Origin of the sequence: Zhongshania marina, assembly GCF_002915595.1 — a bacterium.
In the GTDB taxonomy this organism is placed as follows: Bacteria; Pseudomonadota; Gammaproteobacteria; order Pseudomonadales; family Spongiibacteraceae; genus Spongiibacter; species Spongiibacter marinus_B.
Genome location: NZ_PQGG01000019.1, coordinates 250,978 through 273,809 on the forward strand (window position 1 = coordinate 250,978; position 22,832 = coordinate 273,809).

Here is a 22,832-nt window from a genome sequence, read left to right on the forward strand (position 1 = left end):
TTGACGCATGCTTATCGCTCCATTACCCTCGTCGGCTAAACAACTATTTGGATTCAGCAACCGATATGCGCCAATACACAACCCTGCAGTGGGAAAATACCAACGGCATTGCCAAAATCACTTTAAATCGTCCCGACGCGGCCAACAGCATTAACCTTGAAATGGCACAGGAGCTTATGCACGCAGCCATGGTGTGCGACGAAGACAGCAGCATTCGCGCTGTAATTTTAACCGCCACTGGCAATATGTTTTGTGCGGGCGGCGACGTCCCCAGTTTTAAAGCAGCCGGCGACGATGTTGGCTTATTACTTAAAGATGTAACAGCCTGCCTGCACTCCGCTAATGCCCGCTTTGCCCGCATGACAGCGCCACTCATCATTGCTATTAACGGCACCGCTGCCGGTGCCGGTTTTAGTTTAGCGGTTTCTGGTGACATCGCCCTTGCCGCAGACACCGCAAAATTCACTATGGCCTATACCGGTATTGGTGCCAGCCCTGATGGCGGCGCCAGCGTGTATTTACCGCGTCTTATTGGTTTACGGCGCAGCCAAGAACTGATGTTCACCAACCGCGTATTGTCTGCTCAAGAAGCGCTGGATTGGGGCTTACTCACAAAAGTGGTATCGCCAGAAAACCTGATGGTCGAAGCCGAAACCCTTGCCAGCAAACTTGCCAGCGGGCCTAAAATGGCCCACGGTCAAATCAAGCAATTACTACTGGGGAGTTACTCTAACTCACTAGAAACCCAGCTAGAAATTGAAAGTCGCGGCATAGCAAAGTGTGTTAGTAGCCCAGAAGGCCGCGAAGGCCTACTGGCATTTTCTGAAAAACGTAAGCCCGATTTTAAATCGGTAAGCTAAAGCCCCTGATTTAGCCTTGAAAGCCAACGCTGGTTCTCAAGGCTAGACAGCATCGACAACCGAGTCTAGTTGATAATACTTGGTCAATACTTTCCTTAAGTTGTACGCATCTTTGCTGCCAGCCAGCTCCCTAATTGAATGCATAGCAAAGGTCGGCACGCCAATATCTAGGGTCTTCACCCCAATAGCAGACGCCGTCAACGGCCCTATCGTGCTACCACAGGCCATATCACTGCGCACCACGAAACTTTGCACCGCAACATCGCTACTCACGCACAGGCGGCGAAATAGAGAGCTTGTCTCGCTATTGGTCGCGTAACGCTGATTAACATTGTTTTTAATAACCGGCCCGGCATTTAACAAGGGGCCGTGATTGCCGTCGTGCTTATCGCTGAAATTAGGGTGGATGCCGTGGGCATTGTCAGCAGAAATCATCATCGAATTTGCAATCGCCCGCTGCCACGTGATCTCATCCCCCGCAATACGCCGCAATACCGACTCTAGCATGGGCCCCTGCGCACCAACGGCAGACTGACTGCCCACTTCTTCGTGATCATTACACACCAAGACCATATGTTCGCTGGTATCTGCCGTTAACAAGGATTCTAAGCCGATATAACACGACAGCAGGTTGTCGAGGCGTGCACTGGCGATAAAGTCTTCATTCCAACCCACCATTGCCGCAGGCTGGCAATCATAAAAGCTCAGTTCAAAGTCCAGCACCGCAGAGACATCCTTGTAGCCGTGTGCGCCCAGAGCATCAGCGAGCAATGCACGAAAATCGCTAGATTCTTCACTCTGTAAAATAACGACCGGAAGATCACGCTGAGGGTTAACTGAATGGTTGTTGTTGGCGTCGCGGTCAAGATGAATCGCTAAGCTGGGAATAACACCCACGGGGCGATTCAAATTAATTAAGGCACTACGCAACTGACCCTGTGCGTTTTCGTAATTTACCCTTCCTGCCAAACCTAGGTCACGATCAAACCACGGATTTAGCAATGCACCGCCATATACCTCTACACCAAGCTGAAAATAGCCATGCCGGTGCAATTCGGGTGTCGGCTTAACCTTCAAATTAGGGCTATCGGTGTGCGCGCCCACCATTCTCCAACCCCGTTCATGAACCGGATCTTTGCCGCAGCGAAAAGCAACGATCGATGAGCCATTGCGAATAAGATAGTAGCCCTTGCCCTGCTCAAGCTGCCATTCACCGCGCTCGTCCAAGGCGCTAAAACCTGCCTCCTGAAGGCGTAAACGCATTTCCTCAACCGCATGGAATGGGGTTGGACTCGCGTCTAAAAACTCACGCAGACGCTTATTAAATTCCTGTAAATCACTCATTACCGCGTTTCCCTCGATGCTCACTCGGCATCGAATGTTGTAGTGCTAATAATAAACTAGAGGTATCGCTACGCCCGCCGCCAAGGTTTTGGACTTGAGTATAAAACTGGTCAACCAAAGCCGTGACCGGCAAGCTCAGTTTGCGCTTACGCGCCTCATCTAAGACATAGCCTAGATCCTTACGCATCCAGTCTACTGCAAAGCCAAAATCAAATTCCTTTGCCAGCATTGTCTTAGCGCGATTATCCATTTGCCAAGATTGCGCCGCGCCACCACTAATAACGTCAATAACCGCTGGCATATCTAGCCCAGCCTGCTCGCCAAAATGAATGCCTTCGGCTAAGCCCTGCAGCAAGCCAGCAATACAAATCTGGTTCACCATCTTGGCTAATTGCCCCGAGCCTACCGGCCCCAGGAGTTGATATCGCGCAGCGTATGCCGAAAATAGCGGTGTCACCACAGCAAAGGCATCTGCGTCACCGCCAGCCATTACCGTTAGACGGCCACCTTCTGCGCCAGCTTGACCACCGGAAACAGGGGCATCAATAAATTGTTGGCCGCAGTCATGTGCGATTCTAGCCATATCTCGGGCCAACTCTGCGGATGTAGTCGAATGGTCTACAACAACGCCATTCGCGGGCATATGTGCAAACACGCCGTCATCTCCACACAATACTGCGCGCACATCTTCGTCTGCGCCTAGGCACACCATAACCACTGCTGCGTCAGCAACTGCTGCCGCAATGGTGGACTTGGCGGCGACACCGTATTCCGTTGACCATTTCTCAGCTTTCACGGCGCTGCGATTAAATACCGAAACTGAAAATCCGGCACGGCACAAATGCCCCGCCATCGGATATCCCATCGTGCCTAGCCCAATAAACGCGACTTTCATGTGGCTCTCCGTTTAGGATGCGAGTACAGCGAATAATAAACCCGCCAGCAAAACACGGTAGATCGCAAAGGGCATCATCCCCATACGCTCGACCCAACTCATAAATAAATGAATACAAGCGTAAGCGGTTATCGCCGACACTCCCGCACCAATTGCCAAGTAATTCCATGCTACCGGATCACTACTTTCAATCAATTCTAATAATTTATAAGAACCCGCAGCCGCAATAATGGGCATAGAAAGTAAAAATGAAAATCGCGCTGAATCACTGCGATTTAACCCCAACATCAATGCGGCGGTAATAGTAATACCAGAACGGGAGGTACCGGGGATAAGCGCAATTGCCTGTGCAATACCAACAATAATTGCAATGCGTAATCCGATATCTGCCAATTGCTTGCCATGCTTTGCGTAGCGATCAACCACACCCAACAACACACCAAATACGAGCGTCGTCGTCGCCAAGACATAGCCAGAGCGTAAATGCGCTTCAATAAAATCGTTAAATATTAGCCCCGCTAAGACCGCTGGAATCGTCGCGACGATGACCATCCAACCTAAGCGACTATTTTCTGTTTGTTTCCGCGATGCAAGGCTGCCAAACCAGTCGCTTAAAATCGCCATGACCTCACTGCGGAAATACCACAGCACCGCAAGCAGAGACCCCACATGCACAGCTACATCAAAGGCAAGCCCTTGGTCTTCCCAGCCTAAAAGCGTTTGCGGCAACACCAAATGGCCAGAGCTCGATACCGGAAGAAATTCCGTCAAACCCTGAATGGCGGCGAGAATGACCGCACGTAAAGAATCCATGACTATACCGTCCTAAATAATAAATTAAGATTTTTGCCAAGCGACACTTTCACGTAGATACACAGGCTGGGCTAGCTCTGCACTCGCGTAATAACCTCGCTCATAAGCACGCACTGCGAGTTTTAGTACTGCCTGCGCTCGCGGATAAACATCCGTATTTACACTTTTTAACGGGGAGGCCTGACGAAATCGCGACGCATATAACCAGCCGCTGCCAAATCCAAATATTTCACTACTATTTGCAAGCACCTCAATCGACTCGGGTGCTCGCAAACTATCTGCAGCTAAGGGCTCAGCAAAACCGCTCTGATAACAATACTCGCCCCAGTAGACCTCATCCATGCGAGCATCTAAAGCCGGCAGCAACACATCACCCTCATTCACCTGCAATTGATCTGCCTCTCCCTGAGCAATGGCCTGTAATGTAGACACCGCCACCACTGGCCTATCTACAGAAAACGCCAGTCCTTGCACGATGCCCGCACACACCCGCAGCCCAGTAAAAGAACCCGGGCCAGCTGAAAAACCAATGGCATCTACATCGCTAAGGCGAATACCTTCCTCAGACAAGATCTGATCAACCATTGGCAGCAAATAGCGGGTATGGGCACGGGGCAAAAGGCGGAAATCTTCTCTTTGCCGGCCATTGTGGAGCAAAGCAACGGAACAGGCTTCTGTTGAAGCCTCAATCGCGAGTAAACTTGTCATTAATTCAGCCGTGGAGCAGTTTCTGTTAGAACATCTAATGCCGCAGAATAATAGCATACCGCACAAGCTTGAGCGCTGTAGACTTTCAGCAAAGCCGCAATTTAGGAAGCATAATGGCGAGCAATAATATTAACCCACAAGACGTTACCGCGCTGATCCTTGCCGGCGGCGAAGGACGCCGCTTGGGAGGACAGGACAAAGGCTTAATACACTGGCAAGAGCGCCCCTTTATCGAGTACGCATTAGACGCTGTACCTAGCGACATCAGCCGCACACTGATTAGCTGCAACCGCAATATTGATCAGTACCAGCAGTACGGTGAAACAGTTCAAGATAATGACGCAAGGTACGAAGGCCCCCTTGCCGGCATCTACGCCGCAATGCAAGTTGCCTCTACCCCGTTTATATTCGTTCTACCCTGTGACAGCCCACTGCTACCAAAAGACCTCTACCAGCATTTGGCTGCCGCATTAAAAATCAGCCAGGCAGATATATGTTACGTAGACGACGGAATACAGAAGCAATATTTATTTGCCTTGATACGCACTAGCCTTAAACCGTCATTAAAGGACTATTTAGCCGCGGGAAACCGACAGGTGCATCGCTGGTACAAGCAACACCAATTTGTAGAAGCAAACCTAAGTGAGCAACAACGCGCTTTTAGAAACGTGAATCGACGCGAAGATCTTGTCGATCTTAATTAACAAGCATAAAAAAAGGAGGCTTTCGCCTCCTCTTCTGCTCAAACCATAATTATTCAATTATGATTCTGACTTTACCGCCTCAGCTGCCGGCGCTGCTACTGGTGCCGCTGCCGCAGGAGCTGCCTTAGCTTTTGGAGCTGCTTTTTTGGCCGGAGCCTTCTTAGCCGCTACTTTTTTTGCTGGCGCTTTCTTTGCTACCGCTTTCTTAGCAACAGCCTTTTTGGCTGGTGCTTTTTTGGCGGCTACCTTTTTAGCCGGAGCCTTTTTAGCTGCTGCCTTTTTAGCTGGCGCCTTTTTGGCTACCGCTTTCTTAGCTGCGGCCTTCTTCGCCGGTGCTTTTGCGCTAACTTTAGCTACTGCTGCTACTTTTGGGTCGCTAATTTTTGCGCCCAACTGTTTTACAGCCTGCTTGTGTTTAGCCAGCAGTTTTTTCTCAATAGATGCTAATTTGAGCTTATTCGCAGCCAAACGCTTTTTCTTAAAGCGCTGTTCGAACAGTTTTACTGCTTTTGCTAGATCAGCATCTGCTTTGCTGGCCAGAGCAGTAGAACGCTCTTCAATTTTTTGCTTAACTGCCGCTTCAGACGCCTTAATACGCGCCAAAGCTTTAGCATTGGCAACCGCTGCTTTAGTATCAGCAACTTTAGCGCGGCTTGCTTTCAGTTTAGCGTTTAATTTTTCAGCCGCAGCGGCTGCACGCTTAACTGCATTTTTGTCAGCAGCACGGGCGGTCTTTTTAGCTTTCGCACGAGCTTCATCAACTTTCGCTTTTGCAGCTGCAAGCGCTTTACGCTCATTCGCCACCATCGCCTCAACCTTTTTCAAACCTTCTTCTGCTTTAGTCACAATCGGGTTTGTTAGGATTACATTTTTCGCACGCGGCTTACGCTTAGCGGGCACTTTTTTTACACTCGTTTTTCTGGCTGGCATCATTTATTCTCCTTGACGATGACGATGCTGGTATTTACGACGGTAAAAATAGCACATAAAATAACCAACGCAAAAAAAAGTCTTTTAATTAATGCCTTTTTCTTAATATTTATCGAAAATTTACGTTTTTTTCTTCCAAAAATGGCCTGCAAAGAGAAAACATTAGATTTTGATGACTTTCTTCGTCATTTAAACAGGGAATATAACGGAAGGCTTCGCCACCCTTTTCTATGAAAAATTCGTGGGCTTCACCATCAATTTCTTCAAGCGTTTCTAAACATTCAACAGCGAAAGCTGGACAGATTACATCCAAGGTTTTAGTACCCGTTTCGGCAAGACCAATAACCGTTTTATTTGTATAGGGTTGCAACCATTCAGCCTTACCCAAACGCGACTGGTAGGACAATACCCATTCCGATTTATTTAAACCGAGTTCTCCCGCCAAAGCCTCTGCGGTTTTCTCGCAGTGACTCTGATACGGATCACCTAATTCAACATTGCGTTTTGGAATTCCGTGGAAGGACATAAGTAATAATTCGCCACGACCATTCTCCGACCAGTGCTGTTGAACACTACTCGCCAATGCGGCGATATAGTCGGGATGATCATAATAACTTTTCAACCATGCCCACTGGGGAATATCCCTACGCGCGGCAAACACTTTACAGATTTGATCGTGCACCGCAGCGGTGGTCGTAGCAGAATACTGTGGGTATAAAGGCAGGAAAAACAAACGTTCGCATCCGGCTGCAAGTAACTCATCAATCGCGGCGGAAATATTTGGGTCGCCATAGCTCATCGCCAGACGGGTATGAATTTTTGCATCTGGGTAGTGTTCAGCAAACTTTGCCGCGACGCCATCGACCAAGCGTTGAGAGAAAAACCGCAGTGGCGAAATATTATTCATCCACACCTGCTTGTAGTTACGCGCCACCCTAGGTGACCGAAAGGGTAAAATAATTAAATAAAGTATCAAGACCCAAATTGCCCTCGGTACTTCTACCACTCTACGGTCTGACAAAAATTCGCGCAAAAACTTTCTTACCGAAGCGGTGCTTGGCGAATCGGGGGTACCCAAATTAATAAATACAATACCTGCTGCTTTCATCTCAAATCTGCTACCGTTTTGTCTCATTACGAATTATGCGCAATATTCGATTAAATAAAACAAAAAAGGCACCCGTAGGTGCCTTTTTAACATTTGCTTAATTTTATGAATCAAGCGCGTCTAAAACCCGGCGAGTAATCTCGGCGACACTACCTACCCCCTCAATACGGGAATATTTCGGTGCGTTTTCGCCCTCTAAGCTCCCGTAAAAAGAAACCAGAGGTTTAGTTTGCTCGTGGTAAACCTTAAGACGGTTGCGGACAGTATCTTCCTGATCATCTTCGCGCTGTATTAGCTTCTCACCAGTAACGTCGTCAATCCCTTCTTGCTTAGGCGGGTTATAAACAATGTGATAGGTGCGACCTGAGCCTTCATGACTACGACGACCACTCATACGAGTGACGATTTCTTCGTCTGCAACAGCGATTTCAACCACATTGTCAATCACAACGCCGGCATTGATCAGCGCTTCGGCCTGTGGAATGGTGCGAGGAAAGCCATCAAACAAGAAGCCGTTCTTACAATCTTCTTGTGTAATCCGTTCTTTAACGAGACCAATTATCGTTTCGTCTGAAACCAGACCGCCAGAAGCCATCACTTCTTTTACCTGCAGCCCTAATGGCGAACCTGCCTTAACAGCCGCCCGTAGCATATCCCCAGTAGAGATTTGCGGAATAGCGAATTTTTCAGAGATAAACTGAGCCTGAGTGCCCTTACCTGCCCCAGGTGGCCCTAATAATATAACGCGCATAGCGGGAAACTCCCCAAAAGGTTACGAATTAATAGCCTGCAGCGTAGGGGCCGCCGCAGCAAAAGCGCACAACGATACACAGCAATCGCCCGCCACACAAGACTTAGCGCCCTACTAAGCAACAGATCTCGCCGTCAAATCAACGAAATCAACACTATTTATTGCGGTGATAGTCGCAATCAACGTGCCAATATCTGCTTATACGCCAGTAAAAAGGAAATTTGCATGGCAAACGCAAGCCGCCCAAAGCGACGGCGTTGGCCACTAGTATTTCCACATAAAATCCAAAGAGTTCCCCAGCATTTGTAAATACTATTTACATCGATAACGCTAGTAAATGCAGCTACAGGATAGGTATTATTTAGTCGTAGGCAGCTTTTTCTTTTCGCCTCAAGATGACAGGAACCTTAATTATGAAAGTTCGAGAATTGTTATCACTCTGGGAACAAACCGCTAGCGGCACACTGACCGAAGACAGTTACGAGGTTCGCCTCTCTATTAAAGACGCCGCCAGACTTCATGCCCTTGCTGAGCTTTATCCGCGCCGCAACGTAGAAGAGCTTATCACTGACCTGATGACGGCAGCGCTAGACGAGATGGAAAGCGTTATGCCATACCGTCAAGGCTCAAAGGTCGTGGCCTTTGATGAGCAGGGCGATCCGCTCTACGAAGATGTGGGCCCAACCCCACGCTATCTGTCGTTGACAGAGAAGCACCTAAACCGCTACAAGCGTTTAGATAAGCATTAAATCCAATTAGCGGCGCGCTAGGTTCTAGTACAAAAACTAAAGCCCAGCCGCCTTTGCTTCATTCCAAAATAGATCTAGCTGTGGGTCTACAGCCCCACTTTCCCCTGAAATTCCCAATTCCTTGCAGCGGTTTTCAACAAAACGGAAGCGGCCCTCGAACTTTCGGCAGGCATGACGCGTTACCGTTTCCGCATCTAAACCAAGATGCCGGCTAAGATTAACGGCAGAAAATAGAATATCCCCCATCTCATCTGCTATCGCCGCTGGTTCACCAATAGCGATGGCTTCTTCTAACTCTTCCAGCTCCTCACGCAATGCGGTAACAACCTGCGACAGCTCACGCCAATCAAACCCAATTTGTGCAGCGCGCTTTTGCAATTTACTTGCCCGAGTCAGCGCCGGCAGAGCCTGCGGCACATCATCTAAAACGCTTGGCTGGGACTTTTGCAGACGCTCGCCCTGTTTAATCTCTTCCCAACGAGCCTTAATAGCGGCATCGTCTGGCGCCTCTGACTCTCTGCGTGACTCTAGGGTTCCCGCAGGAAATACATGGGGATGGCGCCGCAACAGTTTCTCAACAATATCATTCACCACATTTGAAAAATCGAACTGCGCCTGCTCAGACGCCAACTGACTATAAAAAATGATTTGGAATAACACATCGCCGAGTTCTTGCTGGATTTGCGAGCTATCACCCTGTTCAATGGCATCCACTAATTCGTAGACTTCTTCAAGAGTGTGGGGAATAACGCTGAGTGAGGTTTGCTTTAGATCCCAGGGGCAGCCCGTTTCTGGATCTCGCAAGCGCGTCATTAAATACTGCAAATCCTCAATGGTATAACTCATCTACGCCTCCCGAATTCGCTTCACAGCGACTACATTCGGCAAGCCATTGAGCCGGCTTAGCACATCAGACAGCGTCGCTAAATCGCGAATTTCCAGCCTGATTTTCATTGTCGCCATATGGTTTGCAGTATCGGTAATCGTGTTGAGCGATATCACGTTTACTTTCTCAGTAGCGAGCTGCTGGGTAATATCACGAAGCAGACCTTGGCGGTCGTAGGCCTCGAGCTCGATATCGACAGGATAGGTGTCTATTTGCGCATCGGCCCAGTCAACTGTAATTATTCGCTGCGGCTCAACGCTCTGAAGTTGTAGTAATTTACTGCAATCTTGACGGTGCACACTCACCCCGCGCCCCACAGTGATATAGCCCGCTATGGCCTCCCCTGGCAGTGGTTTGCAGCAGCGCGCAAAATACGTCATCAGATTACCGACACCGCTAATACGAATCTGACTGCCATCATTGCTCTTGCTGCTTGCCGGCCGCAAACGCAATATTGACTGAGCGTTATCATCGTCTCTACCGGCAATATTATGTGCCGCGCGAATAAGCTGCGACATACTAATTTCGCCCGCACCTACCGACGCGTACATATCATCTACACTGGCGCAGTTCATCTGGTCAGCAAGGTATTTATAGTCAATGCTATTTAAAGCAAGACGTTTAAACTCCTTATCTAATAAGGCGCGACCGGCAATAATATTGTCTTCTTTTGCCTGCAAACGAAACCAATGCTGGACCTTGGTTCGCGCCCGCGAAGTTTTCAAATAACCGAGATTGCTTTGCAGCCAATCGCGACGCGGCTCACTTTCTTTGCCGGTCAGAATTTCTACCCGCTCGCCAGTTTTTAGGGTATAGGTAAGCGGCACAATCCGACCGTTAACCTTGGCACCACGGCAGCGATTCCCGACCTCGGTGTGGATATGGTAGGCAAAATCTAGGGGCGTTGCGCCATTTTGCAAGTTCACTACATGACCATCCGGCGTAAACACGTACACACGATCCTGGGCACTGGTGAATTGCTCTGCTACATCACTGCTGCTGCCACTCTCTTCATGCCAGTCCAAGACCTGACGCAACCACGCAATTTTTTCGTCGTAACTATTCGTGCTTTTTGCGCTGCGGTCGGTGCCCTTATACATCCAGTGCGAACAAACCCCGAATTCAGCTTCTTCGTGCATTGTTTTCGTACGAATCTGTATTTCTAATACTTTTCCATCTGGACCAATCACCGCAGTGTGTAAAGAGCGATAACCGTTGTCTTTGGGGTTGGCGATATAGTCGTCGAACTCATTGGGGATATTCCGCCATAAGCCGTGAACCAAACCTAAAGCGGCGTAGCAAGATTTGGTGTCTGGCACCAATACTCGCAGCGCGCGAATATCATAAACCTGAGAAAACCCTATGCCCTTGCGCTGCATTTTCCGCCAAATACTGTAGATATGTTTGGCGCGTCCAGCGATATCCGCCTGAATATCGTCTGCTTTTAGCGCCTTATCAAGAATCGAGATGGCGTCTTCAATATAGTGCTGACGGTCTAAGCGCTTTTCATCTAAAAGCTTAGCGATCTTTTTATACGCCAAGGGTTGCAGGTAACGAAACGAGAGATCTTCAAGCTCCCATTTAATATGACCGATACCCAGCCTATGGGCGAGCGGCGCATAGATGTCGGCTACTTCGCGAGCAACGCGATAACGCTTATCCGGCCTGTTTTTAACTGCCCGTATTGCTGAGGTTCGCTCTGCGAGCTTGATCAGCGCCACGCGGACATCATCCACTAGGGCCACCAACATTTTTCTAATGGTTTCACTTTGCGCTTCGGACTGCCCTAGTACAGGGGCATCCAGTTCGGCATTCACTTTAGAGATGGCAGCCATTCGCAAAACGCCATCGACCAACTTCGCTACCGGTTTGCCAAATTGTTTCTCTAGGTCTGCAATGGAAAATCGGTTTTCACGGACTGCACGGAAAAGCGTGGCAGCAATAAGACTATCTTGATCGAGCTGGAGGTCCGCCAGTATTTCAACCATTTCTAATGCGGTATAAAAACTGTCGAAATTTTCATCGTTGGTATAACTATCACTTGCAACCGCCGCACTCTTTTCGGCAACTTCAAACGCCCGCTGCAATTCGGCGGTGTGAATAACCTGCTTATCTATTGGTAGCCGCTCAATCCAAGCAGCAATATCAACATTTCCGTTTTCTAACCTCGGAAAGTCTTCCCTTACCTTAACCATCGCTACGTTCTCGCTAGCAAATACATCTTATAAATGTCATATCAACGGCACCCGCTTTAAGCGTCAAAAACGCCCGTTGATAAGTAGCGGTCACCGCGATCGCAAATAATGGCAACAATCACTGCGTTCTCAACTTCTTCGCTAATTCTCAGCGCTCCAGCTACCGCACCACCGGAAGACACACCACAAAAAACACCTTCTTGAGCGGCCAATGCCCGCATTGTGGTCTCGGCACTGCGCTGATCCATATCAATAACACGATCAACATGAACCGAGTCATAAATACTCGGCAAGTAGGCCTCCGGCCAACGCCGAATTCCAGGTATGCTCGAACAACCATCCGGTTGCAGGCCAATAATTTCGATTGCGGCGTTTTGCTCTTTCAAATACTTAGACACTCCCATAATGGTGCCTGTCGTACCCATTGAGCTTACAAAATGAGTGATGCGACCGTGGCTTTGACGCCAAATTTCCGGCCCCGTTCCCTCGTAATGTGCTTGGGGGTTATCCGCATTAGAGAATTGATCTAACACCTTGCCCTGGCCCTCTGCCTGCATTTTTAGCGCGAGGTCTCTTGCCCCCTCCATCCCTGACTCTTGGGAGACTTCGACAAGCTCAGCACCATACGCAGACATTGCCAATTTACGCTCAGCGCTCATATGGCTGGGCATAATTAATATCATCTTATAGCCCTTGATTGCCGCCGCCATAGCCAGTGCAATCCCGGTATTACCGCTCGTGGCCTCAATCAGCGTGTCGCCAGGCACAATATCACCACGCTGTTCAGCCCGCTGAATCATGCTCATAGCGGGGCGATCTTTGACTGAGCCAGCCGGGTTATTCCCCTCCAACTTGAGCAAAATAGTATTGCTGGTATCCCCCCCTAATCGCTGCAAGCGCACTAATGGGGTGTTACCAATAAATTGATCAATCGTTGGAAAGTCATTCATAAATACAGCCTGAACCTTTTATTTAGCTATCGCCTAGACATTTTAACACTGCATTGGCTGCAAAATGGACTTTCAGCCCCACCCTTAGCGCTATTTACCCTATGGCAATGGCATGGCAGCGACGGTGATTTTCGGTCATGATAATACCATCGCAACACTACAAGGCTCCACCAAGCAATGCGCGCGCGACTGGGAATAAGAAAATTGATTTTGATGATGGGTCTCATACCCATTCTCGCCCTGTCACTGGCTCTCAGTGCATATCTGATGATTAGTCAGATAAAGGAACTGCGCAACCTGATGACTGAACGCGCGAAAACCTCCAGCGAACAACTCGCCATCTTGGCAGAGCATATCATCAGCGACGGTCACGCTGACGTTCTTGACCGTATTACAACTACCGCCCTAGAAGAGACTGCGGTTAAATCTATTGCCATTTATGCAGCCGATATGCAGCTCATTACGCAGGCCGGCCCAAAATCTAATTTATCCCCAATTCCAATAAGACCCGGCGAGCAAAATGCTCACCACCAAATATTAAAAGACGGACTACTAATACTGCAGCCCATCGTTTCGCACTCGTTTAATCCTCAAGCGGCGTCACCGATTATTGGCTGGGTTGCAATGCAGTTCGATTGGCGTCACCTTAAAATCCATCAATACCAAACGCTCTTTGTTGGAACGGTGTTTTTGGTTATCGCCTTTATCATGTGCGTGAGCCTCACGAGTTATATCAACCAATCACTGGCCACAGATCTAGCCACTCTGCGCCAAACCATACGCAAAATGGTGGCGGGCACCCGTAATTTTCACGCCCATATTCCTGAAAATGACGAATTCAATGAGATAGCAGAAGAGCTCAATCAACTAAATGATGCTCATAAGTTAGAGTTACAAGAACTGCAACGCAGTATTGAACAAACCAATATTGATCTGCGTGAAACATTGGAAACCGTTGAAGTACAAAATATTGAACTCGATCTGGCTCGCCGAGAAGCACTCAATGCCAGCCGTATAAAATCCGAATTCTTAGCCAATACCAGCCACGAAATCCGGACGCCACTTAGCGGTATTATCGGGTTCAGTAAAATATTATTAAAATCTGAGCTAGAGCAACGCCAACGCGAGGCCATAGAAACCATTCATAACTCTGCCAATAGTCTGTTGGCCATCATCAACGACATACTCGATTTTTCTAAATTAGAAGCGGGCAAATTGGTGCTAGACACCGCGCCCGTCAACCTTCGCGAAGTCGTCGAAGACACCATGCAACTCCTCGCCCCTAGCGCCAATGAAAAAGAACTGGAGCTAGCTTTAATCATTCAAGCTGGCACACCTGAAGCGGTGCTAAGCGACGGTCTTCGGCTAAGGCAAATTCTGACCAATCTGTTGAACAACGCCATCAAGTTTACGCCAGCTGGCCACATTAAAATCACTATTTCCAGCACCGAAATAGAACGAAATATTGCGAATATCAACGTCGAGATAAGCGATACAGGTATTGGTTTATCGAAAGATCAGCAACAGAGCGTTTTTAAAGATTTTAGTCAGGCCGACGCCTCAATTACCCGCCAGTACGGAGGGACTGGCCTTGGTCTAGTTATTGTCAAAGGGCTGGTAGAGCAAATGGGTGGGGAAATTGGCATAGTCAGCGAACCGGGGCGCGGCGCGACATTCTGGTTTAGCCTAGAACTTCCCATCAGCAGCAATGCGATAAAACTTAGAGACTTTAGCCAGCTAAAAGGTAAAACCCTTGCCTTATATGATCGCAGTGAGATTCACAGCCAAGCAATAATATCGCTGCTGTTGTCATGGGGTATAGAAGTACAGCATTACACCCAGCTTAGTGATTTAAGACCCGCCGACTATTGTATTATTTGCTGCGACAATAACGCCGATTTACCTTCATTACTTGAGCAGCTAAATCGCTGCGCCGTTATTATTACGCCCTACCATGAGCATCAATGCGATACCGAAGAGCGGATTTACCTTAGCAAACCCTTCTCCCACATTAAATTATTCGACGCCCTTGCCAAGGGCTTGCAACGCAGTCCACCGCCGCGACCAATCAGTTTTTCTAAAGCTAATATTTTAGCCGTAGACGACAATCCCTCTAATCTACATATTTTGGGAAATTTTTTAGCGGATATGGCCGTTCATACCCATTTTGCTCAAAACGGTGCTGAAGCACTGCAGCAGTGCCGCGAAAAACACTTTGATTTAATCTTTATGGACATACAAATGCCGCATATGGACGGCATAGAAACTAGCCGACGCATTCGGAATGATGGCTTAAACACCAAGACCCCGATCATCGCGCTGTCTGCCTATTTATCCCCAGAAAACCCAGCTCAATTGCGGGAAGCGGGTATTAATGACTACTTCAGCAAACCAATTTCTGAAGCGCAACTTGCCAGTTTACTCAGCCAACACCTAAGACCAGAAACAATCGTAAACGACACCGAATGCCCGCGGCCGGTCGATATCAAACAATGCCTACAACTTACCAAAGACCGCCCCCAGCTCGCCGCCGAAATGCTAAATATGCTACTTGATGGCCTGCCCGCTCAGAAGCAAAGCCTTCAAGAGGCATTCCAAAACAATGATCTAGCAGAAATTGCAGCCATCAATCATCTACTCAAAGGCGCTTGCTGTTATACCGGTACGCCAATGTTAAAAATGCGCGTATCAGAACTTGAACTGCAATTAGAAAAATCAGAACTAGGAGCCGAGTATTTTTCAGCTTTGATTAGTGCAATTGATGACTTAATAGCCTGGCAACAGGAGCACGATCTAAATATAGTCTTTGATGTCTAAATGGCGACGTAAAAAATCACACATCTTCTGACGGAAAATGCTCTTTTAAGGGAGCGGTGCTAGAGGCAAACAGAGCCCTACTTCTTAAGGGCTTATCCCCTAGCAAAGCATTCAAGGCTAAGCGGCTCAGTTTTTTTGCGGCCTGCAAGGTGGTTTCTTGACTAAAATCATCAGCTGCTAAGCACAGCAAATCTGAACCCGAAAATACCACGCCAGCAGTATTTTCCGACACTGGCACCAAGCCTTCACCGACTTCAAAATAATAAAAGCGATTGCTATCAATCTGCTCATCACTTTGGCTACAAAAGCTAAAATTGATACCGTAGCCGAGTGATTCCAACAAACTAAATTCAAAACGCCGCAGCGTTGGTTCTAAATCAGCGCCTTCCGCGAGCTGACTAATACAGTGGGTGTAATTAAGAAAGACATCCGAATGGGGGTCGAGGGGATAAAGCAAGCGCTCTAATAACTCATTAATATAAAAACCGCAGAATATGGCTCGGCCTTTTAAAGCAAAGCTTTGCTGCTGCTGAACATCAAGCAAGGATTTTAGCTCATTCTTGCCCTGCCAGCTAAGCGACACTAAATTGAATACTTGCAGCGCCGCTCGCCATTGCTGACGAGAACGCCCCGATCCTCTTAGGCCCTTTGCTACACAGGTAAATCTGCCGTGTTCTAAACTAAATAAATCGACTAGGGCGCTGGTATCGCGGTAGGGCCGCAGATGTAAAACAAAGCACGGCGCACCATCTACCCTATTCATTGTTATTTAAAGTCGTTGTAACCGAGGCTGCGCAGCGCGCGCTCGTCATCTGCCCAGCCAGATTTCACCTTAACCCAAAGCCGCAGCATGACCTTATTATCAAAGGCGATTTCCATATCTTTTCGCGCCTCGGTGCCAATCTGACGTAGACGGCTACCGCCCTCACCAATAATAATTTTCTTTTGCCCGTCGCGCTCAACTAAAATTAGTGCGCTAATTTCTAGTAAACGTGGAGAGGCTTTAAATTCTTCAATCTCAACGGTCATCGAGTAAGGAATTTCTTCTCCTAACTGGCGCATAATTTTTTCGCGCACCAATTCCGCTGCAAGAAACCGTTCACTGCGATCGGTAATCTGATCTTCGGGATACATATGAATATTTTCGGGAAGAAAACGTGCTATCACCCCTTCTAATTCTTCCCGATTATGACCACGCAATGCCGAAACCGGCACAACATCGTCAAAATTATGCCGTGTCTGTAGTGCTTCAATAAGGGGAAGAATCTGTCCCTTATCATCGAGGCGATCGACTTTATTTATAACCAAAACTATCGGGCAGCGAGCATTTTTAAGATTGCGTAGCACCAGCTCATCGTCATCCGTCCAGCGGTCTCTATCGACCACAAACAATACCAAGTCGACGTCTTTCATAGCCGAACTCGCCGCACGGTTCATATAGCGATTCAGGGCATTTTCTTCCTTTACATGGAGACCGGGTGTATCAACATAAATAAATTGATTATTACCCTCGGTTTTTATTCCCAGCACTTGATGGCGAGTAGTCTGGGGCTTGCGTGAGGTAATGCTTATCTTCTGCCCCAGAATGTGATTCAACAAAGTTGATTTACCTACATTTGGGCGACCGACGATAGCGACAAACCCGCAGCGCTGTGTATCCATATCAATTGGCTCGTTCGTTTTCATTCCGTATCCTTTAGGGCAATTAGCACTTTCTCAGCGGCGGCTTGCTCAGCCTTCCGACGACTACTGCCGGAAGCGGATATTGTTGATTTCAGCAAGGACACAGAACAGCTCACTATAAAAGTTTGTTGATGGTCAGCGCCTTCAGTATCTAGCAACTGGTAATCAGGTAAGGGTAATTTTCGTGCCTGCAAAAACTCTTGTAAGCGCGTTTTGGCATCTTTATGACTTGATTCAGGATTGAGCACCGCAATTCGAGCTTCGAACCAAGACAGCACCCGCTCTCGACAAACATCAAAGCCTGATTCTAGATATATCGCGCCTATTAGCGCCTCTACGGCATCGGCAAGGGTTGAATTGCGGCGATGGCCACCAGTGTTCTTTTCACCAGCCCCAAGCCGTAAAAATACGCCAAGATTAAACTCGTTAGCCAACTCAGCTAAGGTCTTGCCGCTAACAAGTAATGCTCTAATTCTACTTAATTCCCCTTCTCTCAAATTGGGGAATCGCTTATATAGCGCTTCCGCAATAATCATATTGAGTAGCGAATCGCCCAAAAACTCAATACGTTCATTATTGTTTGCACTAAAACTGCGATGGGTAATGGCCATTGCTAACAATGACTCATCCTTAAATTGGTAGCCAAGCTTCTGACATAGCTCGTCAGGGGTTTTCAAATTCAACTCCGAGGAACCACAAATACGGCTTCTTCAAAACGAACCACCGCATCGATGTTAAACATTATTGGGGTTCTTTTTTCGTAGCGGGCATCAATAACAACACCTTTTTTATCGCTGCTAATTTTAATATCACGCAGCGAAATCGCCTCAATGCGGTTGGTGATAAAACGGTTAGACAAAGCATTGCGGATCCCCGCCGGCGTTGGATCATCGCTGCGCTCTTCCTCAACCACATCGTTTAAAACCCGCGTCAGCGTCCAATAATCAACATATATTGGCATTAGCTTTACGGCGATGGTCGCAAATACAATGACGACACCAACTACCACAAGCGTTGGAAGCATTCCCATACCAGTCTGTGTTGCTTTTGTTTTCATCTTTATGCCCTATCGCTAGCGAATACGACCGACTCTATTAAAGCTTGGCAGGTCACTAAATGAATGCCAGTGCATCCAAATAGCAAATGCCTGTCCCACTATATTCTCTTCAGGAACCTGTCCCCAAACTCGGCTATCACTGCTGTTGTCCCGATTATCACCCATCATAAAATAATGACCAGCATCAACCTTGGTGACAAAGTCACCGCGATAAATTCGCTTGTCGTGATGTACCAAATGATTAACCGCGCCCAACTGCTCGCTTAAAACCTGTGTAACCGGCTGCAGAGGCGGCACCTCTGCGATCAAAGATTGCTGAACGATTTCACCGTTTACGTAGAGCTGCTTATTGATGTAGCGGATCTCGTCCCCAGGCAGCCCGATCACCCGCTTTATAAAATAGCGGCTATCGTTAGGTGGGAAAAACACCATCACGTCGCCCCGCTCAGGCTCACCGACTTCAAGTATTTTGGTGCCGACAACGGGTAAACGCAGGCCATAGTTGAATTTGTTTACCAATATATAGTCACCAACTTCTAAGCTAGGGACCATGGATGCTGAGGGAATTTGAAAGGGTTCAATCACGAATGAACGCAGCACTAAAACAACCAATAAAACGGGGAAAAAAGACCGCGCGTTCTCAGCTATCGGCAGCATTCCACCAAATTCATTTTTTAGTGTCTCTTGATCTTGTTTCACAAAATAAGTGATGTAGACCGCTACATTGCCGGCGCTCACATAGGCTTGCCGCGCTTTTTCAAACACAAAGCGATCAATCCCGCCAATAATACCCGCGATAATCGTAAGAACTACCAAGGCTAGCGCAAAGTCGCCATCCTTAATCAACACAACGCTGGCAATCCAGATGAACCACGCGAATACAACCAGACGATAAGTCCATTCTAACCAGCCGGGCACAACCTGTTGGCGAAGCGTTATTGCATCACTAGCGGTCCGTTTTTCAGCACACCACTGCAAAGCCTGCTGTATTTGGCGGCGGCCTTTGACCTCTTGAACCAGCCAAACGACTAATGAAACAGCCGCAACCACCAACAGAATTAAATTCACCATGCGGCTATTTATCCCTTAGCTATCAATTTTAAGTACAGCCAAAAACGCAGTTTGCGGAATTTCTACATTACCCACTTGCTTCATGCGTTTCTTACCGGCTTTTTGTTTTTCTAATAATTTGCGCTTACGCGACACGTCGCCACCGTAACATTTGGCCGTCACGTTTTTCCGCAATGCCTTAACGGTTTGCCTTGCAATAACATGGCCACCAATTGCCGCCTGAATTGCGACATCAAACATTTGCCGAGGAATAAGCTCCTGCATTTTATCGACTAATTGCCGCCCGCGACTTTGCGCCACATCGCGATGCACAATAAGCGCCAAAGCATCAACTCGATCGCCGTTTATTAATACATCCAGCTTCACTAGATTGGCCGCTTCAAAACGATCAAAACTGTAGTCTAGCGACGCAAAACCACGGCTCACAGACTTTAGCCTATCAAAAAAGTCTAACACAACCTCGCTCATGGGAATTTCCCAATTCAGCGACACCTGCTGCCCTAGGAATTGCATGTCCTTTTGAATACCACGCTTTTCCGCACAAAGACTGATGACATTGCCCAAGTGCTCCTGCGGCACCAAAATATTTACCTTGGCAATCGGCTCGCGGGTTTCTTCAACCTCTCCGAGGTCCGGCATAGATGATGGGTTGTCGACCATCACTATTTGACCATTCTTCTTCAATACTTCGTAGATAACCGTTGGCGCGGTAGTAATTAAATCAAGATCGTACTCGCGCTCCAAGCGCTCCTGAATGATTTCCATATGCAAGGTGCCAAGGAAACCACAGCGAAAACCAAAACCCAAAGCATCAGAGCTTTCTGGCTCATAAAACAGGGAGGCGTCATTCAAGGTCAACTTACTAAGCGCGTCACGAAAATCTTCGTAATCCTCGGTAGACACCGTAAACAAGCCAGCATAGACCTGTGGTTTTACCTTTTTAAAACCGGGCAAGGACTCAACCGTTGGGGTAGCAGCATGGGTAAAGGTATCCCCGACGGGGGCGCCGTGAATATCTTTGATACCGGCTATAACAAAACCCACCTCACCGGCTCGCAAAATTCCCGTTGCGGTTTGCTTTGGCGTAAAGATACCCACCACATCCACGACTTGGGCTTTGCCAAGAGATTTGGTGATTATTTTTTCACCGCGCTTCAATGTGCCATGTTTAACCCGCACTAGTGACACAACGCCCTGGTAATTATCGAACCATGAATCAATAATTAGGGCCTGTAGAGGCGCATCAGGGTCACCTACTGGCGGCGGAATTTTAGCAACCAAATGCTCTAGCGCATCGATAATACCCATGCCCGACTTCGCCGATACGGCAACCGCCTCGCTGGCATCGACACCAATGATCTCTTCAATCTCATGCTTTACCTTGTCCGGATCTGCCTGCGGCAAATCCATTTTGTTTAGAATAGGCAGCACTTCCAAGCCCTGCTCTATTGCGGTGTAGCAATTCGCGACCGACTGCGCCTCTACACCCTGCGCCGCATCGACCACCAACAATGCGCCTTCACAGGCCGCAAGGGAGCGCGATACTTCGTAAGAAAAGTCAACGTGACCTGGGGTATCAATAAAGTTGAGCTGATAGGTCTTACCATCAAGGGCAGTGTAGTTCAGCGTGACCGACTGGGCCTTGATGGTAATACCGCGCTCGCGCTCGATATCCATCGAATCTAATACCTGAGCCGACATTTCACGCTCAGTCAAACCACCACAGGTTTGGATGAAACGGTCAGCAAGAGTAGATTTACCGTGATCTATATGGGCAATTATCGAGAAATTGCGAATCAAATCGAGACTGGACACGCTCGGCTTATACCTCAGAGAAACAAAAATGATGAAATTTCAGAGGCGCGATTGTATCGCAAAGCCACAGCTCTAGGCTATGAATAGACTCACTCAGAATACGGTGCAGCGTTAATCGCAATGGAATTAATCAAAGCTGACGGGGATTTAGCCACAACCGTGGCCTGGAAAGCAGGTTTATTTTGAATGTAAGCCGCGTGTAAGCGCACCAATGCCATGCCAAGCATAAAGCCAAGCAGCGCACCAACAGCCGCGGCCACATCGCCTACGGCGTATTGCGAAGCCGCACCCATACCGACAATCATCGTGATTAAGGGCAGTAAATACACCATCATGGCGCCGCCGATCAGCGCCCGCTCAGGAATACTAATCTCGACTTCATCGTTTATGTGGAAGTTTTCTGCAGATTGAGAACCGAGTAAGACCCGCAATTGATTGCGACGACCGTCAGTGGCTTTATTCATAAGACCTTGGCCGCAGCCTTTTTGAGCAGAACAGCTACCGCAGGTACTACGACGAATTGTTTCAACCCACAGCGCATTGTCCTCAACACCCACAACGCGCCCAGTTTCAGTAATCACCGTTGGTCCCAGCTTAATGATTTTGCCACCTGCTTAGCAGTTAGCATGGGCACCTCACCCACCACTGTCGCAAACATCCCATTATCGGGAAAGGCAACGGTATAACTCACCGACGCGCCACGCCGCATACCACCTTCGGTAACGGCTACCGCACCGGAATCTGCAGTGACAAGGGGTTCAACAAACACCGACATCACAGCAAGGCCATCGGTATAACTTATTGCAGCACTACCGTCGTCCGTATCTTTTAAGGGAGTAAAGCCCGCCGGAATCCAGTCGGGGCGCCATACTCGAAGCTGAGTGGTAGCTGGATTATCGAGCGACACGTCTTTGTGCTCTACCTCGATAGCCCCTTCGACGAGTAACTCATCATCAGGGATATTTAAATCTAACATTGCGTATTGAAACCGCTCTAAAACCTTGCCCTGCTGATTCACAATATCTGAGCGCAGCAACAGACCGGTTTCATTATCTAAAGATAATTTATAGCCAAGGCGGTAGACATCCCTCGGTTTGATCGACAAGGTAACTGCATCACGCCCCGCAACTCTATCTTCTCCTACGATATCCACATCGTAGTAGCGGTAGAAACCTTGCTCTTCCTCGGCATTAAATAGACGTATCAACTGCGGACCGGGGTGGACACAATTTATATCATGCCCGTGGTGTACCAAATCTTGGTGATCGCCATCTAGCGACTCAAGCGCCTCGAACTCCTTACCGTCGTGAACAGTATGGGTAATCCGATAACTACTAAGCTGCTCACCTAACTGATAGGTCACAATGGCGCGGTAATTCAGCTCGCGATGACTATGAGTCATCCTATTAAGCAATTCACTACCCGACTCGATACTAGCGGCTGGCGCGCTAACTAGTGCCGCCGCCAGCGCCGTAGATGCAAGGCGAACGAGCACG

22 protein-coding genes are annotated in these 22,832 nt (G+C 48.2%); 4 read left to right on the top strand and 18 right to left on the bottom strand.

The features are described 5' to 3' along the window. Window positions 1–65 precede the first annotated feature (65 nt). Window positions 66–860 carry an enoyl-CoA hydratase/isomerase family protein gene (locus tag C0068_RS08975; RefSeq protein WP_103684148.1) on the top strand — a complete coding sequence of 265 codons (795 nt, stop codon included), beginning with the start codon at window positions 66–68 and terminating at the stop codon, window positions 858–860. 42 nt (window positions 861–902) lie between these two features. Here the strand turns inward: C0068_RS08975 and C0068_RS08980 are convergent, their stop codons facing one another. The 4 genes from C0068_RS08980 to tsaB are packed head-to-tail and all read right to left on the bottom strand — an operon-like array spanning window position 903 to window position 4,620. Continuing rightward, window positions 903–2,204 (bottom strand): M18 family aminopeptidase, encoded by a 1,302-nt coding sequence (locus C0068_RS08980; protein ID WP_103684149.1) that lies wholly within the window; start codon window positions 2,202–2,204, stop codon window positions 903–905. Then, the gene (locus C0068_RS08985) at window positions 2,197–3,099 is read right to left on the bottom strand and encodes an NAD(P)-dependent oxidoreductase (protein WP_103684150.1); all 903 of its coding nucleotides are present in this window, start codon (window positions 3,097–3,099) and stop codon (window positions 2,197–2,199) included. Before C0068_RS08985 ends, C0068_RS08980 begins: the two co-directional genes overlap by 8 nt. A gap of 12 nt (window positions 3,100–3,111) precedes the next feature. Then, window positions 3,112–3,912 (bottom strand): undecaprenyl-diphosphate phosphatase, encoded by an 801-nt coding sequence (locus tag C0068_RS08990; RefSeq protein WP_103684151.1) that lies wholly within the window; start codon window positions 3,910–3,912, stop codon window positions 3,112–3,114. A 24-nt stretch (window positions 3,913–3,936) separates the two neighbouring features. Next, on the bottom strand, window positions 3,937–4,620 hold the full coding sequence (tsaB, locus tag C0068_RS08995) for a tRNA (adenosine(37)-N6)-threonylcarbamoyltransferase complex dimerization subunit type 1 TsaB (protein WP_158249956.1): 684 nt from the start codon (window positions 4,618–4,620) through the stop codon (window positions 3,937–3,939). A gap of 113 nt (window positions 4,621–4,733) precedes the next feature. Between tsaB and mobA the strand changes: the two genes are divergently transcribed. Beyond that, the gene (mobA, locus tag C0068_RS09000; protein WP_103684153.1) at window positions 4,734–5,324 is read left to right on the top strand and encodes a molybdenum cofactor guanylyltransferase MobA; all 591 of its coding nucleotides are present in this window, start codon (window positions 4,734–4,736) and stop codon (window positions 5,322–5,324) included. Window positions 5,325–5,381: 57 nt separating this feature from the next. Here mobA and C0068_RS19525 read toward each other — a convergent pair whose 3' ends face one another. The 3 genes from C0068_RS19525 to adk all read right to left on the bottom strand — a co-directional run bounded on the left by C0068_RS19525 (window position 5,382) and on the right by adk (window position 8,113). Next, window positions 5,382–6,257: a hypothetical protein gene (locus C0068_RS19525; protein ID WP_158249957.1), complete on the bottom strand. Its 876-nt coding sequence runs from the start codon at window positions 6,255–6,257 to the stop codon at window positions 5,382–5,384. A gap of 106 nt (window positions 6,258–6,363) precedes the next feature. Next, the gene (gene hemH / locus C0068_RS09010) at window positions 6,364–7,362 is read right to left on the bottom strand and encodes a ferrochelatase (protein ID WP_103684154.1); all 999 of its coding nucleotides are present in this window, start codon (window positions 7,360–7,362) and stop codon (window positions 6,364–6,366) included. A gap of 103 nt (window positions 7,363–7,465) precedes the next feature. Next, window positions 7,466–8,113 carry an adenylate kinase gene (adk, locus tag C0068_RS09015; protein ID WP_103684155.1) on the bottom strand — a complete coding sequence of 216 codons (648 nt, stop codon included), beginning with the start codon at window positions 8,111–8,113 and terminating at the stop codon, window positions 7,466–7,468. A gap of 413 nt (window positions 8,114–8,526) precedes the next feature. Between adk and C0068_RS09020 the strand changes: the two genes are divergently transcribed. Then, window positions 8,527–8,862: a type 1 pili tip component gene (locus C0068_RS09020; RefSeq protein ID WP_103684156.1), complete on the top strand. Its 336-nt coding sequence runs from the start codon at window positions 8,527–8,529 to the stop codon at window positions 8,860–8,862. A 36-nt stretch (window positions 8,863–8,898) separates the two neighbouring features. Here the strand turns inward: C0068_RS09020 and mazG are convergent, their stop codons facing one another. The 3 genes from mazG to cysM are packed head-to-tail and all read right to left on the bottom strand — an operon-like array spanning window position 8,899 to window position 12,893. After that, on the bottom strand, window positions 8,899–9,708 hold the full coding sequence (mazG, locus tag C0068_RS09025) for a nucleoside triphosphate pyrophosphohydrolase (protein WP_103684157.1): 810 nt from the start codon (window positions 9,706–9,708) through the stop codon (window positions 8,899–8,901). Beyond that, entirely contained in the window at window positions 9,709–11,943 is a 2,235-nt protein-coding gene (gene relA, locus C0068_RS09030) for a GTP diphosphokinase (protein ID WP_103684158.1), read from the bottom strand. 56 nt (window positions 11,944–11,999) lie between these two features. After that, window positions 12,000–12,893 (bottom strand): cysteine synthase CysM, encoded by an 894-nt coding sequence (cysM, locus tag C0068_RS09035; RefSeq protein ID WP_103684159.1) that lies wholly within the window; start codon window positions 12,891–12,893, stop codon window positions 12,000–12,002. Between the two features lie 213 nt (window positions 12,894–13,106). On the opposite strand from cysM, the gene C0068_RS09040 reads away from it, so the two are divergent. Then, entirely contained in the window at window positions 13,107–15,710 is a 2,604-nt protein-coding gene (locus tag C0068_RS09040; RefSeq protein ID WP_158249958.1) for an ATP-binding protein, read from the top strand. Window positions 15,711–15,726: 16 nt separating this feature from the next. Here C0068_RS09040 and recO read toward each other — a convergent pair whose 3' ends face one another. From recO to C0068_RS09080, 8 genes are all read right to left on the bottom strand, one after another. Next, window positions 15,727–16,473 carry a DNA repair protein RecO gene (gene recO, locus C0068_RS09045; protein ID WP_103684161.1) on the bottom strand — a complete coding sequence of 249 codons (747 nt, stop codon included), beginning with the start codon at window positions 16,471–16,473 and terminating at the stop codon, window positions 15,727–15,729. Window positions 16,474–16,475: 2 nt separating this feature from the next. Beyond that, window positions 16,476–17,396, bottom strand: coding sequence for a GTPase Era (gene era, locus C0068_RS09050; protein ID WP_103684162.1), 921 nt, complete (start codon window positions 17,394–17,396; stop codon window positions 16,476–16,478). Next, complete coding sequence (gene rnc / locus C0068_RS09055; RefSeq protein ID WP_103684163.1) at window positions 17,393–18,070, bottom strand: ribonuclease III; 678 nt, start codon at window positions 18,068–18,070, stop codon at window positions 17,393–17,395. The genes era and rnc overlap by 4 nt, the downstream gene beginning before the upstream one ends. A gap of 2 nt (window positions 18,071–18,072) precedes the next feature. Next, window positions 18,073–18,450, bottom strand: a complete 378-nt coding sequence (locus C0068_RS09060) for a DUF4845 domain-containing protein (RefSeq protein ID WP_103684164.1) — start codon at window positions 18,448–18,450, stop codon at window positions 18,073–18,075. Window positions 18,451–18,465: 15 nt separating this feature from the next. Then, the gene (lepB, locus tag C0068_RS09065) at window positions 18,466–19,521 is read right to left on the bottom strand and encodes a signal peptidase I (RefSeq protein WP_103684165.1); all 1,056 of its coding nucleotides are present in this window, start codon (window positions 19,519–19,521) and stop codon (window positions 18,466–18,468) included. 15 nt (window positions 19,522–19,536) lie between these two features. Beyond that, window positions 19,537–21,336: a translation elongation factor 4 gene (gene lepA, locus C0068_RS09070; protein ID WP_103684166.1), complete on the bottom strand. Its 1,800-nt coding sequence runs from the start codon at window positions 21,334–21,336 to the stop codon at window positions 19,537–19,539. Between the two features lie 89 nt (window positions 21,337–21,425). After that, a complete protein-coding gene (locus tag C0068_RS09075; protein WP_158249959.1) occupies window positions 21,426–21,917 on the bottom strand; it encodes a SoxR reducing system RseC family protein in 492 nt (163 codons plus the stop codon). After that, entirely contained in the window at window positions 21,914–22,831 is a 918-nt protein-coding gene (locus C0068_RS09080) for a MucB/RseB C-terminal domain-containing protein (protein ID WP_158249960.1), read from the bottom strand. Before C0068_RS09080 ends, C0068_RS09075 begins: the two co-directional genes overlap by 4 nt. Window position 22,832 lies beyond the last annotated feature (1 nt).

What these genes read in the sequence shown, in the direction of transcription:
- C0068_RS08975 (WP_103684148.1), top strand. Translation starts at nt 66, where the DNA reads ATGCGCCAATACACAACCCTGCAGTGGGAAAATACCAACGGCATTGCC.
- C0068_RS08980 (WP_103684149.1), bottom strand. Translation starts at nt 2,204, where the DNA reads ATGAGTGATTTACAGGAATTTAATAAGCGTCTGCGTGAGTTTTTAGAC.
- C0068_RS08985 (WP_103684150.1), bottom strand. Translation starts at nt 3,099, where the DNA reads ATGAAAGTCGCGTTTATTGGGCTAGGCACGATGGGATATCCGATGGCG.
- C0068_RS08990 (WP_103684151.1), bottom strand. Translation starts at nt 3,912, where the DNA reads ATGGATTCTTTACGTGCGGTCATTCTCGCCGCCATTCAGGGTTTGACG.
- tsaB (WP_158249956.1), bottom strand. Translation starts at nt 4,620, where the DNA reads ATGACAAGTTTACTCGCGATTGAGGCTTCAACAGAAGCCTGTTCCGTT.
- mobA (WP_103684153.1), top strand. Translation starts at nt 4,734, where the DNA reads ATGGCGAGCAATAATATTAACCCACAAGACGTTACCGCGCTGATCCTT.
- C0068_RS19525 (WP_158249957.1), bottom strand. Translation starts at nt 6,257, where the DNA reads ATGATGCCAGCCAGAAAAACGAGTGTAAAAAAAGTGCCCGCTAAGCGT.
- hemH (WP_103684154.1), bottom strand. Translation starts at nt 7,362, where the DNA reads ATGAAAGCAGCAGGTATTGTATTTATTAATTTGGGTACCCCCGATTCG.
- adk (WP_103684155.1), bottom strand. Translation starts at nt 8,113, where the DNA reads ATGCGCGTTATATTATTAGGGCCACCTGGGGCAGGTAAGGGCACTCAG.
- C0068_RS09020 (WP_103684156.1), top strand. Translation starts at nt 8,527, where the DNA reads ATGAAAGTTCGAGAATTGTTATCACTCTGGGAACAAACCGCTAGCGGC.
- mazG (WP_103684157.1), bottom strand. Translation starts at nt 9,708, where the DNA reads ATGAGTTATACCATTGAGGATTTGCAGTATTTAATGACGCGCTTGCGA.
- relA (WP_103684158.1), bottom strand. Translation starts at nt 11,943, where the DNA reads ATGGTTAAGGTAAGGGAAGACTTTCCGAGGTTAGAAAACGGAAATGTT.
- cysM (WP_103684159.1), bottom strand. Translation starts at nt 12,893, where the DNA reads ATGAATGACTTTCCAACGATTGATCAATTTATTGGTAACACCCCATTA.
- C0068_RS09040 (WP_158249958.1), top strand. Translation starts at nt 13,107, where the DNA reads ATGATGGGTCTCATACCCATTCTCGCCCTGTCACTGGCTCTCAGTGCA.
- recO (WP_103684161.1), bottom strand. Translation starts at nt 16,473, where the DNA reads ATGAATAGGGTAGATGGTGCGCCGTGCTTTGTTTTACATCTGCGGCCC.
- era (WP_103684162.1), bottom strand. Translation starts at nt 17,396, where the DNA reads ATGAAAACGAACGAGCCAATTGATATGGATACACAGCGCTGCGGGTTT.
- C0068_RS09060 (WP_103684164.1), bottom strand. Translation starts at nt 18,450, where the DNA reads ATGAAAACAAAAGCAACACAGACTGGTATGGGAATGCTTCCAACGCTT.
- lepB (WP_103684165.1), bottom strand. Translation starts at nt 19,521, where the DNA reads ATGGTGAATTTAATTCTGTTGGTGGTTGCGGCTGTTTCATTAGTCGTT.